The 15,051-nt window shown below is 73.1% G+C and carries 13 protein-coding genes; 9 read left to right on the forward strand and 4 right to left on the reverse strand.

The window, feature by feature from the left end:
- Positions 1-81: 81 nt before the first annotated feature.
- Positions 82-1,116, reverse strand: coding sequence for a LacI family DNA-binding transcriptional regulator (locus ACSBPG_RS04075; RefSeq protein WP_435535830.1), 1,035 nt, complete (start codon positions 1,114-1,116; stop codon positions 82-84).
- A 178-nt stretch (positions 1,117-1,294) separates the two neighbouring features.
- Between ACSBPG_RS04075 and ACSBPG_RS04080 the strand changes: the two genes are divergently transcribed.
- A complete protein-coding gene (locus ACSBPG_RS04080; protein ID WP_435535831.1) occupies positions 1,295-2,521 on the forward strand; it encodes an MFS transporter in 1,227 nt (408 codons plus the stop codon).
- 2 nt (positions 2,522-2,523) lie between these two features.
- On the opposite strand, the gene ACSBPG_RS04085 is transcribed toward ACSBPG_RS04080, so the two are convergent.
- Entirely contained in the window at positions 2,524-3,273 is a 750-nt protein-coding gene (locus tag ACSBPG_RS04085; RefSeq protein ID WP_435535832.1) for an SDR family oxidoreductase, read from the reverse strand.
- A 235-nt stretch (positions 3,274-3,508) separates the two neighbouring features.
- Between ACSBPG_RS04085 and ACSBPG_RS04090 the strand changes: the two genes are divergently transcribed.
- Together ACSBPG_RS04090 and ACSBPG_RS04095 are read left to right on the forward strand one after the other, a co-directional pair.
- Positions 3,509-3,841 (forward strand): cupin domain-containing protein, encoded by a 333-nt coding sequence (locus tag ACSBPG_RS04090; RefSeq protein ID WP_435535833.1) that lies wholly within the window; start codon positions 3,509-3,511, stop codon positions 3,839-3,841.
- Positions 3,842-3,846: 5 nt separating this feature from the next.
- Positions 3,847-5,082, forward strand: coding sequence for an MFS transporter (locus tag ACSBPG_RS04095; protein ID WP_435535834.1), 1,236 nt, complete (start codon positions 3,847-3,849; stop codon positions 5,080-5,082).
- Positions 5,083-5,143: 61 nt separating this feature from the next.
- Here ACSBPG_RS04095 and ACSBPG_RS04100 read toward each other — a convergent pair whose 3' ends face one another.
- Together ACSBPG_RS04100 and ACSBPG_RS04105 are read right to left on the reverse strand one after the other, a co-directional pair.
- Entirely contained in the window at positions 5,144-6,943 is a 1,800-nt protein-coding gene (locus ACSBPG_RS04100) for a gamma-glutamyltransferase family protein (RefSeq protein ID WP_435535835.1), read from the reverse strand.
- Positions 6,944-7,155: 212 nt separating this feature from the next.
- Positions 7,156-8,070 carry a helix-turn-helix domain-containing protein gene (locus ACSBPG_RS04105; RefSeq protein WP_435535836.1) on the reverse strand — a complete coding sequence of 305 codons (915 nt, stop codon included), beginning with the start codon at positions 8,068-8,070 and terminating at the stop codon, positions 7,156-7,158.
- Between the two features lie 247 nt (positions 8,071-8,317).
- Between ACSBPG_RS04105 and ACSBPG_RS04110 the strand changes: the two genes are divergently transcribed.
- The 6 genes from ACSBPG_RS04110 (at position 8,318) to ACSBPG_RS04135 (ending at position 15,045) form a co-directional block, all read left to right on the forward strand.
- Positions 8,318-9,445, forward strand: coding sequence for a transporter substrate-binding domain-containing protein (locus ACSBPG_RS04110; protein WP_435535837.1), 1,128 nt, complete (start codon positions 8,318-8,320; stop codon positions 9,443-9,445).
- A gap of 41 nt (positions 9,446-9,486) precedes the next feature.
- A complete protein-coding gene (locus ACSBPG_RS04115; protein WP_435535838.1) occupies positions 9,487-10,143 on the forward strand; it encodes an ANTAR domain-containing response regulator in 657 nt (218 codons plus the stop codon).
- 272 nt (positions 10,144-10,415) lie between these two features.
- Positions 10,416-11,573 carry a substrate-binding protein gene (locus ACSBPG_RS04120; protein ID WP_435535839.1) on the forward strand — a complete coding sequence of 386 codons (1,158 nt, stop codon included), beginning with the start codon at positions 10,416-10,418 and terminating at the stop codon, positions 11,571-11,573.
- Between the two features lie 67 nt (positions 11,574-11,640).
- On the forward strand, positions 11,641-12,477 hold the full coding sequence (locus ACSBPG_RS04125) for a branched-chain amino acid ABC transporter permease (RefSeq protein ID WP_435535840.1): 837 nt from the start codon (positions 11,641-11,643) through the stop codon (positions 12,475-12,477).
- A complete protein-coding gene (locus ACSBPG_RS04130) occupies positions 12,470-14,335 on the forward strand; it encodes a branched-chain amino acid ABC transporter ATP-binding protein/permease (protein ID WP_435535841.1) in 1,866 nt (621 codons plus the stop codon). Before ACSBPG_RS04125 ends, ACSBPG_RS04130 begins: the two co-directional genes overlap by 8 nt.
- On the forward strand, positions 14,332-15,045 hold the full coding sequence (locus ACSBPG_RS04135) for an ABC transporter ATP-binding protein (RefSeq protein ID WP_435535842.1): 714 nt from the start codon (positions 14,332-14,334) through the stop codon (positions 15,043-15,045). The genes ACSBPG_RS04130 and ACSBPG_RS04135 overlap by 4 nt, the downstream gene beginning before the upstream one ends.
- Positions 15,046-15,051 lie beyond the last annotated feature (6 nt).

The raw sequence follows: 15,051 nt of genomic DNA on the forward strand, positions 1-15,051 counted from the left end.
TATGTGAGGGTCCGACCCCTGCGGGACCGTCCCGCCGGCGCCGTGCCGACGGCCGTCCGGCCGGCGCCCCGGCGGCCGGCCTCATCGCGGCGGGCCGGCCGGCCGGCGGGCGTGTCCGGAGCGTCCCGCGGTGCTGGACCGCTCCACGAGGACGGGGGCGACCGTCGCGGACGGGCCGGCGTCCCAGTCCCCGTCCAGCATGCCGACGGCGAGGCCGACCATCGTGTCGACGCGCTGGTCGAAGGTCGTCAGGTCGTAGGCGGGCCAGGCCGCCGCGTCCACGTTGTCGTAGCCGGCCACCAGCACGTCCCCCGGCACGGCGAGGCCGAATTCGCCGCGCAGCGCGTCGATCAGGCCGAAGGCGGTCAGGTCGTTCGCGCAGAACACCGCGTCGGGCGGGGCGGCGGCGGAGAACAGGGCGCGGGCCGCCGCCCGGCCGCCGCCGTGCCGGTAGTCGCCCGGGGCGCGGGCGCAATCGGCGATCCCCAGCCCGGCGAGCCCGCGGCGGAAGCCGGCTTCGCGCTGGCGTTGCGACAGGCTGTCGGCCGGGCCGGCGACGTAGCCGAAGCGCCGGCCGCCCCGGTCGTGCAGCAGCCGGGCGATCCGCTCCCCGGCGGCCTCGTTGTCGGAGATGATCGTCCCGCTCCAGGCGCTGGTGAGGGCGGAGTTGAGCGTGACCACCGGGATGCGCATCCGGTCGATGGCCGCCGCCACCTCCTCCGATTCGACCTCGTGCGCGCTCACCACCGCATCGACGCAGTAGCCGGCGAGCCGGCCGACCGCCTCGCCGAGGGTGCGCTCCGTGTCGGTCTGCACCAGCATGACCTGCTTCCCCGCCCGCTGGAGCGCGCGCGAGAACGCCTCCAGCGCCCGCGTGTGGTAGGGGTTGTCCAGGCTGCCGACGACCACCGCGACGATGTTCGAGCGGTGCTTGCGCATGATGCGCGGGATGACGTTGGGCCGGTAGCCGATGGCGTCGGCGGCCGCCATCACCTTCGCCCTGGTCGGCGCCGACACGCTGGCGCCCGGCGTGAAGCTCCGCGACACCGCGGACTGCGACACGCCCGCCAGCCTGGCCACGTCGATGGAGGAGGGTGGTTTTCCGGCCCTGGCCATGTCGGCCGCTCATCTCGCATCTGCAAAAAGTTTCTGGCCGGTCCGGTTGCCGACGGACGGCGCCGACAAATATGATGCGTCGGCGCATAGCTATGCAACCACTTGCATAGCTATGCAACACGGGATCGACGCCACGGCAGGCCGCCGCGCTGCCGTTCTGTAGCCGGAGATGAGAACGATGTCCTCTGTCGGTCGCGACGACCGCCGCCCCGCCGCGGGTGTCAGCCCGGCGGCCCATCCGGGACTGGTGCTTCTGGCGCTCGCCATGGGCGGCTTCGCCATCGGCACCACCGAATTCGCGTCCATGAGCCTGCTGCCCTACTTCGCCGACGGCCTCCGGGTGGACGAGCCGACGGCGGGGCACGTCATCAGCGCCTACGCCCTGGGCGTGGTGGTGGGGGCGCCGGTGATCGCCGTGCTCGGCGCCCGGCTGCCGCGCCGCACCCTGCTGATCGGGCTCATGGCCCTGTTCGCGGTCGCGAACGTGCTGAGCGCGCTGGCCCCCTCCTACGGCTGGATGATCGCCTTCCGGTTCCTGAGCGGCCTGCCGCACGGCGCCTATTTCGGCGTGGCGGCCCTCGTCGCCGCCTCCCTCGTGCCGCCGCACCGCCGCGCCCAGGCGGTGGCGCGGACGATGCTGGGCCTCACCGTCGCCACCATCCTCGGGGTGCCGCTCGCCAATTGGATCGGGCAGGCGCTCGGCTGGCGCTGGGGGTTCGGCGTCGTCGGCCTGCTGGCGCTGCTCACCGTCGCCCTGGTCTGGGCCTATGCGCCCAGCCAGGGCCCGCAGGCCGGCGCCAGCCCGCTGCGCGAGTTGGGGGCGCTGCGGCGCCGGCAGGTGTGGCTGACCTTGGGGATCGGCGCCGTCGGCTTCGGCGGGATGTTCGCCGTCTACACCTACATCGCGTCGACCCTGATGGCGGTGACCCAGGTGTCGCCGCACGTCGTGCCGATCGTCCTGTGCGTCTTCGGGCTGGGTCTGACGGCGGGAACCCTGGCCGGCGCCTGGGCGGCCGACCGCGCGCTCATGCCCACGATCGGCGGCATCCTCCTGTGGAGCGCCGGCGCGCTGGCGCTGTTCCCGTTGGCCGCCGGCGACATCTGGACGGTGTCGCTCGTGGTCTTCCTGATCGGCGGCGGGGGCGGCCTCGGCACCGCCCTGCAGACCCGGCTGATGGACGTGGCGGAGGACGCCCAGACGCTCGCCGCCGCGCTCAACCACAGCGCCTTCAACGCCGCCAACGCCCTGGGGCCGTGGCTCGGCGGCATGGCGATCGCCGCGGGCTGGGGGTGGACCTCCACCGGATGGGTGGGCTGTGCGCTCGCCCTCGGCGGCTTCTCCATCTGGGTCGTGTCGCTGTTGGACGAGCGCGCCGGCGCCGCCGCGTCGGAAGCGGTCGGCTGAGGCTACACCCCGCCGGACACCCGCAGCACCGCCCCGGCGACGTAGCTCGCCTTGTCCGACAGCAGCCACAGGGCGGCCTCGGCGATCTCGTCCGGCTCGGCGATGCGGCCCAGGGGCACGCGGGCGACGATGCGGGCGGGCCGGTCCGGCTCGCCGGCGGCGGCGTGGATGTCGGTGTGGGTCGTCCCCGGCGACACGGCGTTGACCCGGATGCCGGATGCCGCGACCTCGCGCGCCAGGCCGACGGTGAAGGCCTCGACCGCCGCCTTGGCGGCGGCGTAGTGGACGTACTCGTGGGCGGCGCCCAGGGTCGCGGCGACCGAGGAGACGTTGACCATGCGTCCGGGCGTGCCGCCGGCCTGCCACCGGCGCACCGCTTCCTGCGCGCACAGCATGGTGCCCAGCACGTTGACGTCGAGCACGCGGCGCAGGGTGTCGTGGGAGGCGTCGCGGAACGCCCCGATGGGGCCGGTCACGCCGGCGTTGTTGACCAGCGCCGTGACCGGGCCGAGGTCCGCCTCGGCCCGCTCGAACAGGGCGCCCGCCGCCGCCGGATCGGCGACGTCGCCGCGGACGGCGACGGCGCGCCCGCCGCGGCCGCGCACCTCCCGCAGCAACGCCTCGGCCGCGGCGTCGTCCCGTGCGTAGCTGAAGCAGACGGAATGGCCGTCCCGCACGGCGAGGCGGACGATCGCGGCGCCGATGCCGCGGCCGCCGCCGGTGACGATGAGGACGCGGGTGCCGTCGGTCATGGAGGCTCCTTCCGTTGGCGGCCAGGGGGCGACGTCGGGACCAGGATGGGGCAGCGGCGGCCGCTCGGCAAACGAGTTGCGCTGGGGTGTGCGGTGAGGGATCCTCACGCGAAGGCCGCCGGCAAAGCGCCGATCGATTGCGTCGGGCTGACGCGACGATGAGCCGTATTCGCTTGCCGCGGCCGCCGCCGCCCGTCCACGGTCGTTGCCGTCCCGCCCCGCAGCCGAGGTCCCGATGATCGAACAGGCCGCCCTGCCGCTCGCCGCCGCGATGGAGGCCCTGGCCGCCGCCGGCGGTCCCTTCCGGTCGCTGTACGCGTCCGGCCATCTGGAGGTCGAGCTCTATCGGCCGGAGGGGATCGACCGTCAGACGCCGCACGACCGCGACGAGCTGTACGTGGTGATCTCGGGCGAGGGCGACTTCCTGTGCGGCGGCGCGACGCGGCCGTTCGGTCCGGGCGACGTCCTGGTCGTGCCGGCCCACGTCGAGCACCGTTTCGTCCGCTTCGGCGCCGACTTCGCCACCTGGGTCATCTTCATCGGCCCGCCCCGGCCGCCGGCCGGCTGACGGCCGTGGACGCGACGCTCCTCGGGATCGGCCTCAGCCGGTTCGGCGCCGGCGTCGCCAAGATGGTCTACGCCGGTGCGCTGCCCGTGCTGATCGTCGCCTGGGACATGACGGCGACGGAGGCCGGCACGGTCCAGGCGGTGTTCAACGCGGCCTACGCCGTGTCGCTGCTGGTCGCGTCCTGGCTGGCCGACCGGATCGGGGCGAAGCGCGTCTTCCTGGCGTCGGTGTGGGCGACGGCGCTCGCCTTCGCCGCCTTCGCCGTCTTCGCCCGCTCCGCGGAGGGCGCGCTGGTGCTGCTCGGCCTGGTCGGCCTGTCCCTCGGCGGGTCCTACACGCCGGCCCTGATGATCGTGGCCGGGCACGCCGCCGCGGCCCGGCGCGGCCGCGCGGTGGGGTGGCTGCACGCCGCCTCGTCGCTCGGCTACTTCGCCGCCCTCGTCGTGGCGGGGACGGCACCGCTGTGGCCGTCCTACACGGTGATGCTGCTGGCCGCCGCCGCCGTCCCCGTCCTCGGCGCCGCCGCCGGCGCCGCGGCGGTCCGCGGGCTGTCGGACCGGGCGCCCGGCCACGGCCATGAAGACCGGCACGATGACGGGCTCGGCGACACCCGGCGGGGCGGCGCCGGCCTCGCGGCGGACATGCGCTCGCGGCGCTCGGTGCTGCTGACCGCCGGGTACGCGGCGCATTGCTGGGAGCTGCTGGGCGTCTGGGCGTGGGCACCGGCGTTCCTCACCCTGGCCCTCGCCGAGGGCACGCCGTTCGCCGGGCTCGGCGCCGCCGCGGCGGTGGCGGCGTCGCTTCATCTGACGGGCGCGGTCTCGACCTACGTCGCCGGAGCGGCGTCGGACCGCTTCGGACGCCGCCGGATCCTGGTCGCCGTGGCGCTGCTGGGCGCCGCCCTGTCGTTCGGCATCGGCTGGATGCCGGCGTTCGGGCCGGCCGTCCTGCTGATCGCCGCCTCGGCCTACGGCTTCGCCGTGATCGGCGACACCGGCGTCCTCTCCGCCGCCATGACGGAGGCGGTGGCGCCGCGCCATCTCGGCTCGGTGCTGGCGCTCCGGTCGCTGCTCGGCTTCGGCGCCGGGGCGCTGTCGCCGATCGTCTTCGGCTGGGTGCTCGACGCGACCAACGCCGCCGGGGCGCCGCCGACCCGGTGGGGCTGGGCGTTCGCCACGCTCGGCGTCGGCGGCGCCCTGGCCGCCCTGTGCGCCGCGCTGCTGCCGCGCCGGGGCGTCTAAAGCGGCCGATCCGGCAAAAAGCGATCTTGCTCCAAACAGTCGACTGTGGAGCGGTGGTCCGTCAGCAGGCCAGGGCCAGCGCCGGGAACACTTCCGACTTGGTTCCCCGCGGGTCGGCGCCGGCCTCCAGCATGCCGGTGCGCGGGTCGCGCTCGGCGGCGCACAGGAACCCTTCGGACCAGGACGGGGCGACGTCGACGTCATGCCCGCGCCGGCGCAGCTCGTCGAGCGCCGCCTCGCCGACCTCCGGCTCGATCCGCACCCGGTTCTCGAAATGGTCGTGCGGGGCGAAGATGCCGGGGAAATGCTCGCTGCTGAACTTCGCCGCCTCGATCGCCTGCTGGATCGGCATCTCGAAGACGACCCGGTTGAGGAAGAACTGGAGCTGCCACTGGTCCTGCTGGTCGCCGCCCATGCTGCCGAAGGCGAGCCACGGCCGGCCGTCGCGCACCGCCAGGGAGGGGCTGATGGTGGTCCGCGGCCGCTTGAAGGGGGCGACGAGGTTGGGGTGGCGGTCCGGGCCGAGATAGCAGTTGGCGAGGCGCACGCCCAGGGGAAAGCCGAGGGCGGGGATCACCTCCGAAGACCGGATCCAGCCGCCGCTCGGCGTGAAGGCGGCGACGACGCCGGCGGCGTCGACCGCGTCGACGTGGACGGTCCCCGGCCCCCACGCCGCACCGCCCAGCCGCTCCGGCACCGGCAGGAGCGCCGCGCCGGTCCGCGCGTCGCCCGGACGGATCTCCCGGTCGGCGGCGGCGCCGACGAGGGCGGCCCGGCCGGCGGCGTACGCGTCCGACAGCAGCACCTCCAGCGGCACGGCCACCTGCCGCGGGTCGCCATAGTACTGCTCGCGGTCGGCGAAGGCGAGCTTGATCGTCTCGATCAGAACATGCAGGTAGTCGGCCGAATTGTGCCCCATCGCCCGCAGGTCGAAGCGTTTCAGGATCGCCAGGGCCTGCAGCACCGCCGGGCCCTGGGTCCAGGGGCCGCACTTGTGCAGGGTGACGCCGCCGAACGTCGTCGACGGGCTGTCCTCGACGGGAATCGCGAAGGCGTCGAAGTCCGATCGCTCCAGCAGGCCGCCGCGCTCCTGCACGAAGGCGACGATCTCGCGCGCCACGTCGCCCTTGTAGAACGCGTCGAACACCGCCCTCAGGCCCCGCTCGCGGCTGCCGCCGGCGGCCCGCTCGGCGGCGGCGAGGTGCTCGTAGGTGCCGGCCAGGGCGGGGTTGCACAGCCGCTCCCCTTCGCCGGGCATCCGCCCGTCCGGCAGGTAGAGCGCGGCGGTGCCCGGCCAGCGCGCGCGGAACTTGTCGAGGTTGTCGCGGATGCCGAACTTGTGCTGGCGCAGCAGGCCGGAGTGCACGGGGAAGCCGTCGCGGGCCAGCTCGACCGCGCGGGCGCTGACGTCGGCGAAGCTCATCCGCCCGAAGCGGGCCAGCGCCTCGACGATGGCGCCCAGCGCGCCGGGGACGCCGGCGGCGAGCACGCCCTCGTCGGGGATCGCGGCGTGGCCGAGCGCGCGGAAGCGCTCCGGCGTCGCCGCACCCGGCGCCGCCATGTTGCCGTTGATGCTGACGACGCCGGCGCCGTCCGGCGCGCCGACGAGGATCGGCAGCTCGCCGCCGATGGAGTGCATCTGCTGGTTGACGACCCCCTCGACGAGGACGGCGGCGGCCGCGGCGTCCACCGCGTTGCCGCCCGCCTTCAGGACGTCGAGCCCGGCCTGCGCCGACAGGTAGTGGTGCGAGGAGACCGCGCCCCGCGTGCCGAACATGCGGGGGTAATGGGTGACGTCCCGCGTCGGTTCCGCGCGGAAGCTCCGCGCGCTCCGGTTACCGCCGGTGTGATGCTGGGCCATCGCTCGCCTCCGCCGCTGCCGCCTCCTGGTCGTGACCCGGATTAAGGAGGGCGGAAAGGGGGAGGGCTAGAACGTTCTTGCCCGAATCGTCCGCCTCAGCAGGCTTGCCCAGATCGGGCCACAGATGGCCCGGCCTGGGCAAGCCTGCGGACTCTCTGGTTTTGCAGGTTTTCCGAGCCCGCCCAAAGGTCGGCGGAGTTCGGAAAGCCTGCTTAGCCCGCGATGGCGGCGGGGCGGTCCGGGACGGCCCGCGGCGCGCCCGCCCGCCCGGTCACGCTGCGCTGGTATTCCGCCGGGCTGAGCCCGACGGTCCGCAGGAAGTGCCGGCCGAAATGGCTCTGGTCGGCGAACCCGAGCTCGGCCGCCACGTGCGCCGCCGACAGCCCGCCGGCCAGCAGCCGGCGGGCGCGGACCAGCTTGGCGCGCACCTGGTAGGCGTGCGGCGGCAGCCCGCAGGCGGCGGTGAAGCGCCGGACCAGGTGGAACTTGCTGAGCCCGGCTGCCGCGGCGACCTCGTCGAGGGTGAGGGCCTGCGACAGGTTCGCCTCGATGAAGGCGCGCGCCCGGTGGACGGCGCCGTGCCCCGGCGGGTCCGGCGCTCCGGCGGCGGGGCGGACGTGCCGTGCGACGAGCCGTTCGAGGAAGGCGTCGAGGACGGCCGCGGCGTCCGGGCCGTCCCGCTCCAGCCCCAGGTGGGCGGCGCGGTAGAGGGCCACCGTCGCCGGATCGGCGATCTCGAAGGCGAAGGACGGCGGGTCGTCGCGGCCGCGGACGTCGCGGTGCACCGCGACCAGCCGCTCGGTCTCCACGTGCATGGTCCGGAACGACGTGCCGTCGCGCGACAGGAAGCGGACGGCGTGCGGCTGTCCGGGATGGACGACCGTCAGGCGCTCGGCGCCGACCGAACGGGTCTCCCCCGGCAGGGTGAACGCCCGTGCCCCGGCCTCGACCAGGTCGAACTGGTAGAGGTCGTGGAAGTGGATGGGCAGGTCGTAGCCGACGATCGCCACGCCGGCCTGCAGCTCGATGCCGGGCGTCCGTTCCGGGCGCCAGAGCGCGTAGCGGGCGGCGGGGCCGGCGCCGCGCGGGCGGGAGGTGTGGGGGCTGTTCGCGGCGTGCGGCGTCATCCGCAGGCAGCGTAGAGGGGGGCGACGGTTTTGAGAACCGGTTTGTGCATCCCGGCGCCGGGATCAACGCGCAGGCAATTGCCTGCGCAATGGGCAGAATGGCGGCGCGGGACGGTGGCGGCGCCCCGCCGGGGCGGACGGTTGCGGCCGCGGGATGCGCGGCCGCCCCCGCCGCGCGCGCTCGATGGCACGGTGATTGCGACATGGCGGCTTCCGATCCGTTCCGGCGGAACACGAAGGACGCACGATGGCCCAATCCGGCGAGCCCTGGACCGTGGGGGTCCTGTTCTCCCAGACCGGCGTGACGGGGTTCGTGGAGCGCACGCAGCTCCAGGGCACGCTGCTGGCGGTGGAGGAGATCAACGCGGCCGGCGGCCTGCTCGGCCGGCCGATCCAGCCCGTCATCTACGATCCCGGGTCGGAGCCCGAAGGGTTCCGCCGCTACGCCACCAAGCTGCTGGCCGAGGACGGCGTCACCGTCATCTTCGGCTGCTGCACCTCGCGCTGCCGCAAGCCGGTGCTGCCGCTGGTCGAACGGCGCAACGGCGTGCTCTTCTACCCCGCGATCTACGAGGGGTTCGAGTACTCGCCCAACGTCATCTACACCGGCGCCGCCCCGAACCAGAGCAGCGTGCAGCTCGCCCGCTTCCTCACCGAACGCTACGGCAAGCACTTCTGCTTCGTCGGCTCCGACTACGTCTATCCCCGCGAATCCAACCGGGTCATGCGCGAGCTGGTCGAGGACCACGGCGGCGAGGTGCTCGACGAGATCTACATCGACATCCACGCCGGGCGGGAGGACTTCGACCCGATCGCCCGGCGGATCGTCGCGCGGCGGCCGGACGTGGTGTTCTCCACCGTCGTCGGCGAATCCACGGCGCACCTCTACGAGGCGTGCGCCGCCGCCGGCCTGGACGCCATCCGCACCCCGATCGCCAGCCTGACCACCAGCGAAGCCGAGGTGGCGCTGATGGACCGCGCGGCGGCCACCGGCAGCATCACCGCCGCCCCCTATTTCCAGAGCGTCGCGACGCCGGAGAACCAGCGCTTCGTCGCCGCCTTCAAGCGCCGCTTCGGGCCGGCCGCGACGACCAACATGAGCGCCGAGGCCGCCTACTTCCAGGTCCACCTGTTCGCCCGGGCGCTGGCGATGACCGGCAGCATGGACCCCGACCACCTGATCCCGGCCGTGCTCGGCCTGCAGCTCAACGCGCCGCAGGGGCGGGTCTCGGTCGACCCCGACAACAACCACACCTTCCTGTGGCCGCGGATCGGCCGGGTGAACGGCGACGGCCTGTTCGACATCGTCGAGGACGCCCAGCAGGCGGTGCGCCCCGACCCCTACCTCGTCAGCTACCGCTGCATCCCGGCGTGACGCCGATGCAGGGACGGACCCCAGCGGGAGGGCGTGACGGCATGAACAGCAAGGGCCTACTGCGGACGTTGCGCGAGCTGCGGGTGCTCGTGCTGCACCCGGAGGACCGGGACGGCGAGGAGCTCGTCCGCCAGCTCCGCCGCATCGGCTGCCGCACCCAGACGCAGTGGCCGCCGCCGGCGCGGATCGATCCGGCGGTCGACGTCGTGTTCCTGCTGATGGACCGGGCGATGCCGCCGCGCGACCTGCTGGGCGACGAGGCGGAGCCCTTCGCCCTGGTCGGCATCATCGACTACGAGGACCCGGCCGTGCTCGACCAGATGATCGACGCCGACGTCCGCGGCGTGGTGACCAAGCCGATCCGGGCCTTCGGCATCCTCAGCACCCTGGTCACCGCGCGCGCCGCCCACCGCCAGGCCACGCGGATGCACCAGCGCCTGCGCAAGCTGGAGGACACGGTGCGGGCCCGCCGGGAGATCGAGCGCTGCGTGCGCATCCTGATGGACGGCCAGGGCCTGTCCGAGACCGACGCCTACCGCCTGCTGCAGCAGAGGGCGATGGAGCAGCGCCAGTCGCTGGGCACGGTGGCCGCCAGCATCGTCAGCGCCCACGCCGTGTTCGCCAACCTCGGCCTGATGAGGGAATCCTCCGGGGAATCGGACGGATCAAGGCGCTTGACACGGCGCGCGGAAAAGTGACAGCATTCATACCGGCTTATGAAGTAAGCCGCCAGCGGCAATAGCGCCGTCGAAAATTCAGGCAATCAGGCCCCTCGGATCTCGCAGCCACGGCTGCGCGGATGGCGAGGGGTTTTGTTTTTGGTTCTCACGGGTTCCGCTTGAACGGACACCGGCTGGCGGAGTCTGCCTGCCGCCGATGGTTGGCGTCCATTTGCCAGGCATGCCCGCGAGCGATGCGAATTTCTTCATTGTGGCGACAGAGCGAAGGGGATCACGGAATGAACAGGAGCATGAAGCGTAGCGCCGCCGGGGTGCTGGTCACCGCCGCCCTGCTGGCCGCCCTGCCGGCCGGCGCCGCCGAGGACCCCATCCGGATCGGCGTGCCGGTCGGGCTGTCGGGCGCCAACAGCGTCGTCGCCCCGTCGGTGGTGCAGGCGTCGGAGCTGGCGGTCGAGGAGATCAACGCCGCCGGCGGCATCCTCGGCCGCAAAGTGGTGCTGGAGGTGGCGGACGACGGCAGCGGCGCCGCCGGGGCGCAGAAGGCGTTCGATTCCCTGATCTTCCAGAAGGAGGTGGACGTCCTGATCTCGATGGAGACCAGCGCCGCCCGCAACGCCGGGCTGCCCATCGTGGGGCGCGGCAAGGTGCCCTACATCTACACCTCCTTCTACGAGGGCCGCTCCTGCAGCCCGCAGATGTTCGTCAACGCCTGGGTGCCCGACCAGCAGGTGGCGCCGATCGTCGACTACTTCATGAAGGAGAAGGGGGCGAAGAGCTTCTTCCTGATCGGCAGCGACTACGCCTTCGGCCGCGGCATGCTGGAGTTCACCCGCCAGTACATCGAGGCATCGGGCGGCACGGTGCTCGGCGAGGAGTACCAGCCGATGACCGCCAGCGACTGGACGGCGGTCATCTCCAAGCTGCGCAGCGCCAACCCCGACGCCCTCATCACCTCCACCGCCGGGGGCGCCCCCAACGTCACCCTGACCAAGCAGCTCCGCGCCGCCGGCATCAAGGCGCTGTACGGCAACCTGGCGGTGGACGAGGGCACGGCCAAGAGCATGGGCGCCGACGCCGAGGGCATCTACATCTCCGCCTCCTACCTGACCAGCGTCGACACCGCCAAGAACCGGCAGTTCCTCGCCGCCATGGAGAAGAAGTTCGGGGCGGACCTGAAGACGCCCAACGACCTGTCGGTGCCGCAGTACGAAGGCGTCTACCTCTACAAGGCCGCCGTCGAGAAGGCCGGCAGCACCGACAACGCCGCCGTGCTCAAGGCGCTGCCGACGGTGCAGGTGGAGGGGCCGCGCGGCACCATCGCCATGTCGAAGCAGCATCATGCGCCGCTGACCATGTACCTGGGTCAGGTCCAGGGCGACGGCGGCGTGACGGTGCTGAAGAGCTTCAAGGACGTCGATCCCGGCGAGCAGTGCCCGAAGCTGAAGTGACGAGCGCCGGCCGGCGCCGCCGCGGCGCCGGCCGGGACACCCGACGCGCAACCTCCGCGAGACCGCCATGTCGGCCCAATTCCTCGACATCGTGACCACCGCCGCGATCCTGTACGCCGTCGCCGCCGGCCTGCTGATCATCTTCGGGGTCATGAAGATCATCAACTTCGCCCATGGCGGATTCCTGACGCTGGGCGGCTATTCCGCCCTGCTGGTGACCCAGGCCGGGTGGAACCCCTGGATGGCCCTGCCGGTGGCGGCGCTGTCCGGGCTCGTCGTCGGCGCCCTGGTCGAGCGGTTCGTCGTCCGGCCGCTCTACAACCGGCCGCTCGACGCCATCCTGGCGACCTGGGGGCTCGGCATCATCATCGGCCAGCTCATCACGCTCGGCTTCGGCCGCGAGGTGCAGTTCGCCCAGGCCCCGGTGCAGGGCACCGTCGAGCTGCTGGGCGGGAGCTACTCGCTCTACCGGCTGCTGCTGGTCGGCGGCGCCCTGCTGATCGGCGGGCTGCTGGCCGCCCTGCTGCACGGGACGCGGCTCGGCCTGCTGACGCGGGCGGTGATCATGAACGAATCCCTGGCGCGCGGGCTCGGCATCAACAGCGGCTTCGTCCGCTTCGCCACCTTCAGCCTGGGCGCGGCGCTGGCCTCGCTCGCCGGTGCGCTGATCACGCCGCTGTCCAGCGTCGATCCCGGCATGGGCGTGCCCTGGCTGGTCAACGCCTTCATGCTGGTCATGGTGTCCGGCGCCTCGCTGGTCAGCCTGATGCTCTCGACCGTGGTGCTGGGCGGCGCCCAGGTGCTGATCAGCGTCTACGGCAGCCCGGTCCTGGGCGGCCTGACCATCGTCGTGCTGGCCGCCGTCCTCCTCCGCATCCGTCCCCAGGGGTTTGCCCGTGATTGAGAGCAGCGACGCCCCATCCCGGCCCGCCCTGTCCCCGTCGGCCCTGTCCCCGTCCGGCGGCACGCTCGGCGGTCCGGCCCGGCGCTCCGGTCTGGCTCCGGTCGCCGCGGTGACCCTGCTGGCGCTGGCCGCGGTGGCCGCGGCGCCCTTCGTGCTGGACACCTACACCGTCAACATCCTGATCCGCTCCCTGCTGTACGCCACCGTCGCGCTGACGGTCGACCTGCTGTGGGGCTACGCCGGCATCCTCACCTTCGGCCAGTCGGCCTTCTTCGGCATCGGCGCCTACGCGCTGGGCCTCGCCTCCACCCATCTCGGGTTCGACGGCGGCACGATGCTGGCGGCGCTGGCCGGCGGCGTCGCCGTCGCCGCGGCGGTGGCGGCCCTGACCGGCTGGCTCGCCTTCGGCTACGGCGTCTCGCCCCTGTACATCTCGGTCGTCACCCTGGTGCTGCCGATCGTCGTCACCCAGCTCGTCTTCTCCGGCGGCACCTTCACCGGGTCGAGCAGCGGCCTCTCGGGGTTCGAGACGTTCGACCTGTCGCTCGAGGGCTGGTTCTGGGCCGCCGGCAGCGGGCTCGTGCTGCTGACCTCCGCCGCCTGGCTGTTCACGCGCAGCGACGCCGGCCGCCTGCTGGTCGCCGTGCGCGAGAACGGGCAGCGCTGCGACTATCTCGGCATCTCCACCGCCAAGGTGAAGATCCTGCTGATGGTCGTCGCGGCGATGATCGCCGCCGTCGCCGGCTACGGCTACGCCGGCTTCACCGACGTGGTGGCGCCCGAGCTGACCGGCTTCGTCTTCGGCACCGAGCTGGTGATCTGGGTGGCGCTCGGCGGCCGCGGCACCCTGCTGGGGCCGGTGCTGGGGACCATCGTCATCGACGTGACCAGCGCCTATCTCAGCGGCAGCCTGCCCTTCGTCTGGCAGCTCTTCATCGGCGTCGCCTTCGTCGCGGTCATCGTCTTCCTGCCGCGCGGCCTCCTGCCGGTGGCGGTCACCGGCTGGAACCGCCTGCGCGGGCGGACCGGCGAGGCACCGCGTCCGGTGCCCGCCCTGCGCCCGCTGGCCGAGGCGGCCGCCCCCGTCGGCAGCGACGGGCCGGCCCTGCGCCTGGAGGGCGTGGCGCGCCAGTACGGCAGCCTGCGGGTGCTGCGCGACGTCACCTTCACCGCGCGGGCCGGCGAGCTGCTCAGCCTGATCGGGCCGAACGGCGCCGGCAAGACGACGCTGATGCGCTGCATCAGCGACGGCCACGAGCGCAGCGGCGGGACGGTGGCCGTCAACGGCCACCTCATCGGCCGCCAGGGGCCGGAGCGCTGCGTGCGCTACGGCCTCGGCCGCAAGTTCCAGACGGCCAACGTGTTCGACAGCCTGACGGTGGCGGAATGCCTGCGGCTCGCCCGCAGCCGCCGCGAGCGGCCGAGCCTGTGGAGCCGCGCCGACGTCCTGCACCTGCCGCCGGCGGCCATCCGGGTGATCGCGGCGACCGGGCTGGCCGAGCATCTCGGCACCGCGGTGCGGCACCTGTCGCACGGGCTGAAGCAGGCGCTCGAGCTGGCGATGGTGCTGGCGCTGGAGCCGGACGTCGTGCTGCTCGACGAGCCGACGGCCGGCCTGACCAAGCCCGAGCGGCAGCTCATCGGCTCCATCCTCGTCGAGCTGACGCGCCGCGACGGCCTGTGCGCCCTTCTGGTGGAGCACGATCTGGACTTCGTGCGCGACATCAGCTCGCGCGTCATCGTCATGCACCAGGGCAGCATCGTGCTCGACGGCACCGTCGCCGACGTCGTCGGCTCCCCCCTGGTCAAGGCGATCTATTCCGGCGAGGACGCCGGCGCAGAGGAGGTGCCGGCATGACCGCCACGATCCCGGCGCTCGCCCTGACGCGGGTGCGCAGCGGCTATGGCGAGGCCACCGTCATCCGCGACGTCGACCTGACGCTCGGGCCGGGCGAGATCGTCGCCCTGCTCGGCAAGAACGGCATGGGCAAGAGCACGCTGCTGAAGACGATCATGGGCTACCTGCCGGTGATGGCGGGCGAGGTGGCGCTCGCCGGCGAGCGCATCAGCGGCCTGTCGCCGCACCGCATCGCCCGGCGCGCGGTCGCCTACAGCCCGCAGGACCAGCCGCTGTTCCAGGACCTCTCGGTGCTCGACAACCTGCGCGTCGTCTGCGCCGACGACCGGGCGCTGCACGAGACGGTCCGCCATCTCGGCCGCTTCTTTCCCTTCCTGCCGGAACGGCTCGCCCAGCGGGCCGGCACCCTGTCGGGCGGCGAGCAGAAGATGCTGCTGGTGGCGCGCGCCCTCGCGTCGCGGCCGAAGATCATGCTGATGGACGAGATCACCGAGGGCCTGCAGCCCTCCGTCATCCACCGCCTGACCGAGGTGCTGCGGGCGGAGCGCGCCCGGCTCGGCCTGTCGATCCTGCTGGTCGAGCAGAACGTCCGTTTCGCGCTGGCCGTCGCCGATCGCTACGCGGTGCTGAAACGGGGCGAGATCATCGACGCCGGCCGTGTCGACGACCCCGGCGCCGAGGCCCGCATCACCGACCATCTGAGCGTCTGAGCCGGG

The organism is Azospirillum sp. ST 5-10 (assembly GCF_051225715.1).
Classification (GTDB): domain Bacteria; phylum Pseudomonadota; class Alphaproteobacteria; order Azospirillales; family Azospirillaceae; genus Azospirillum.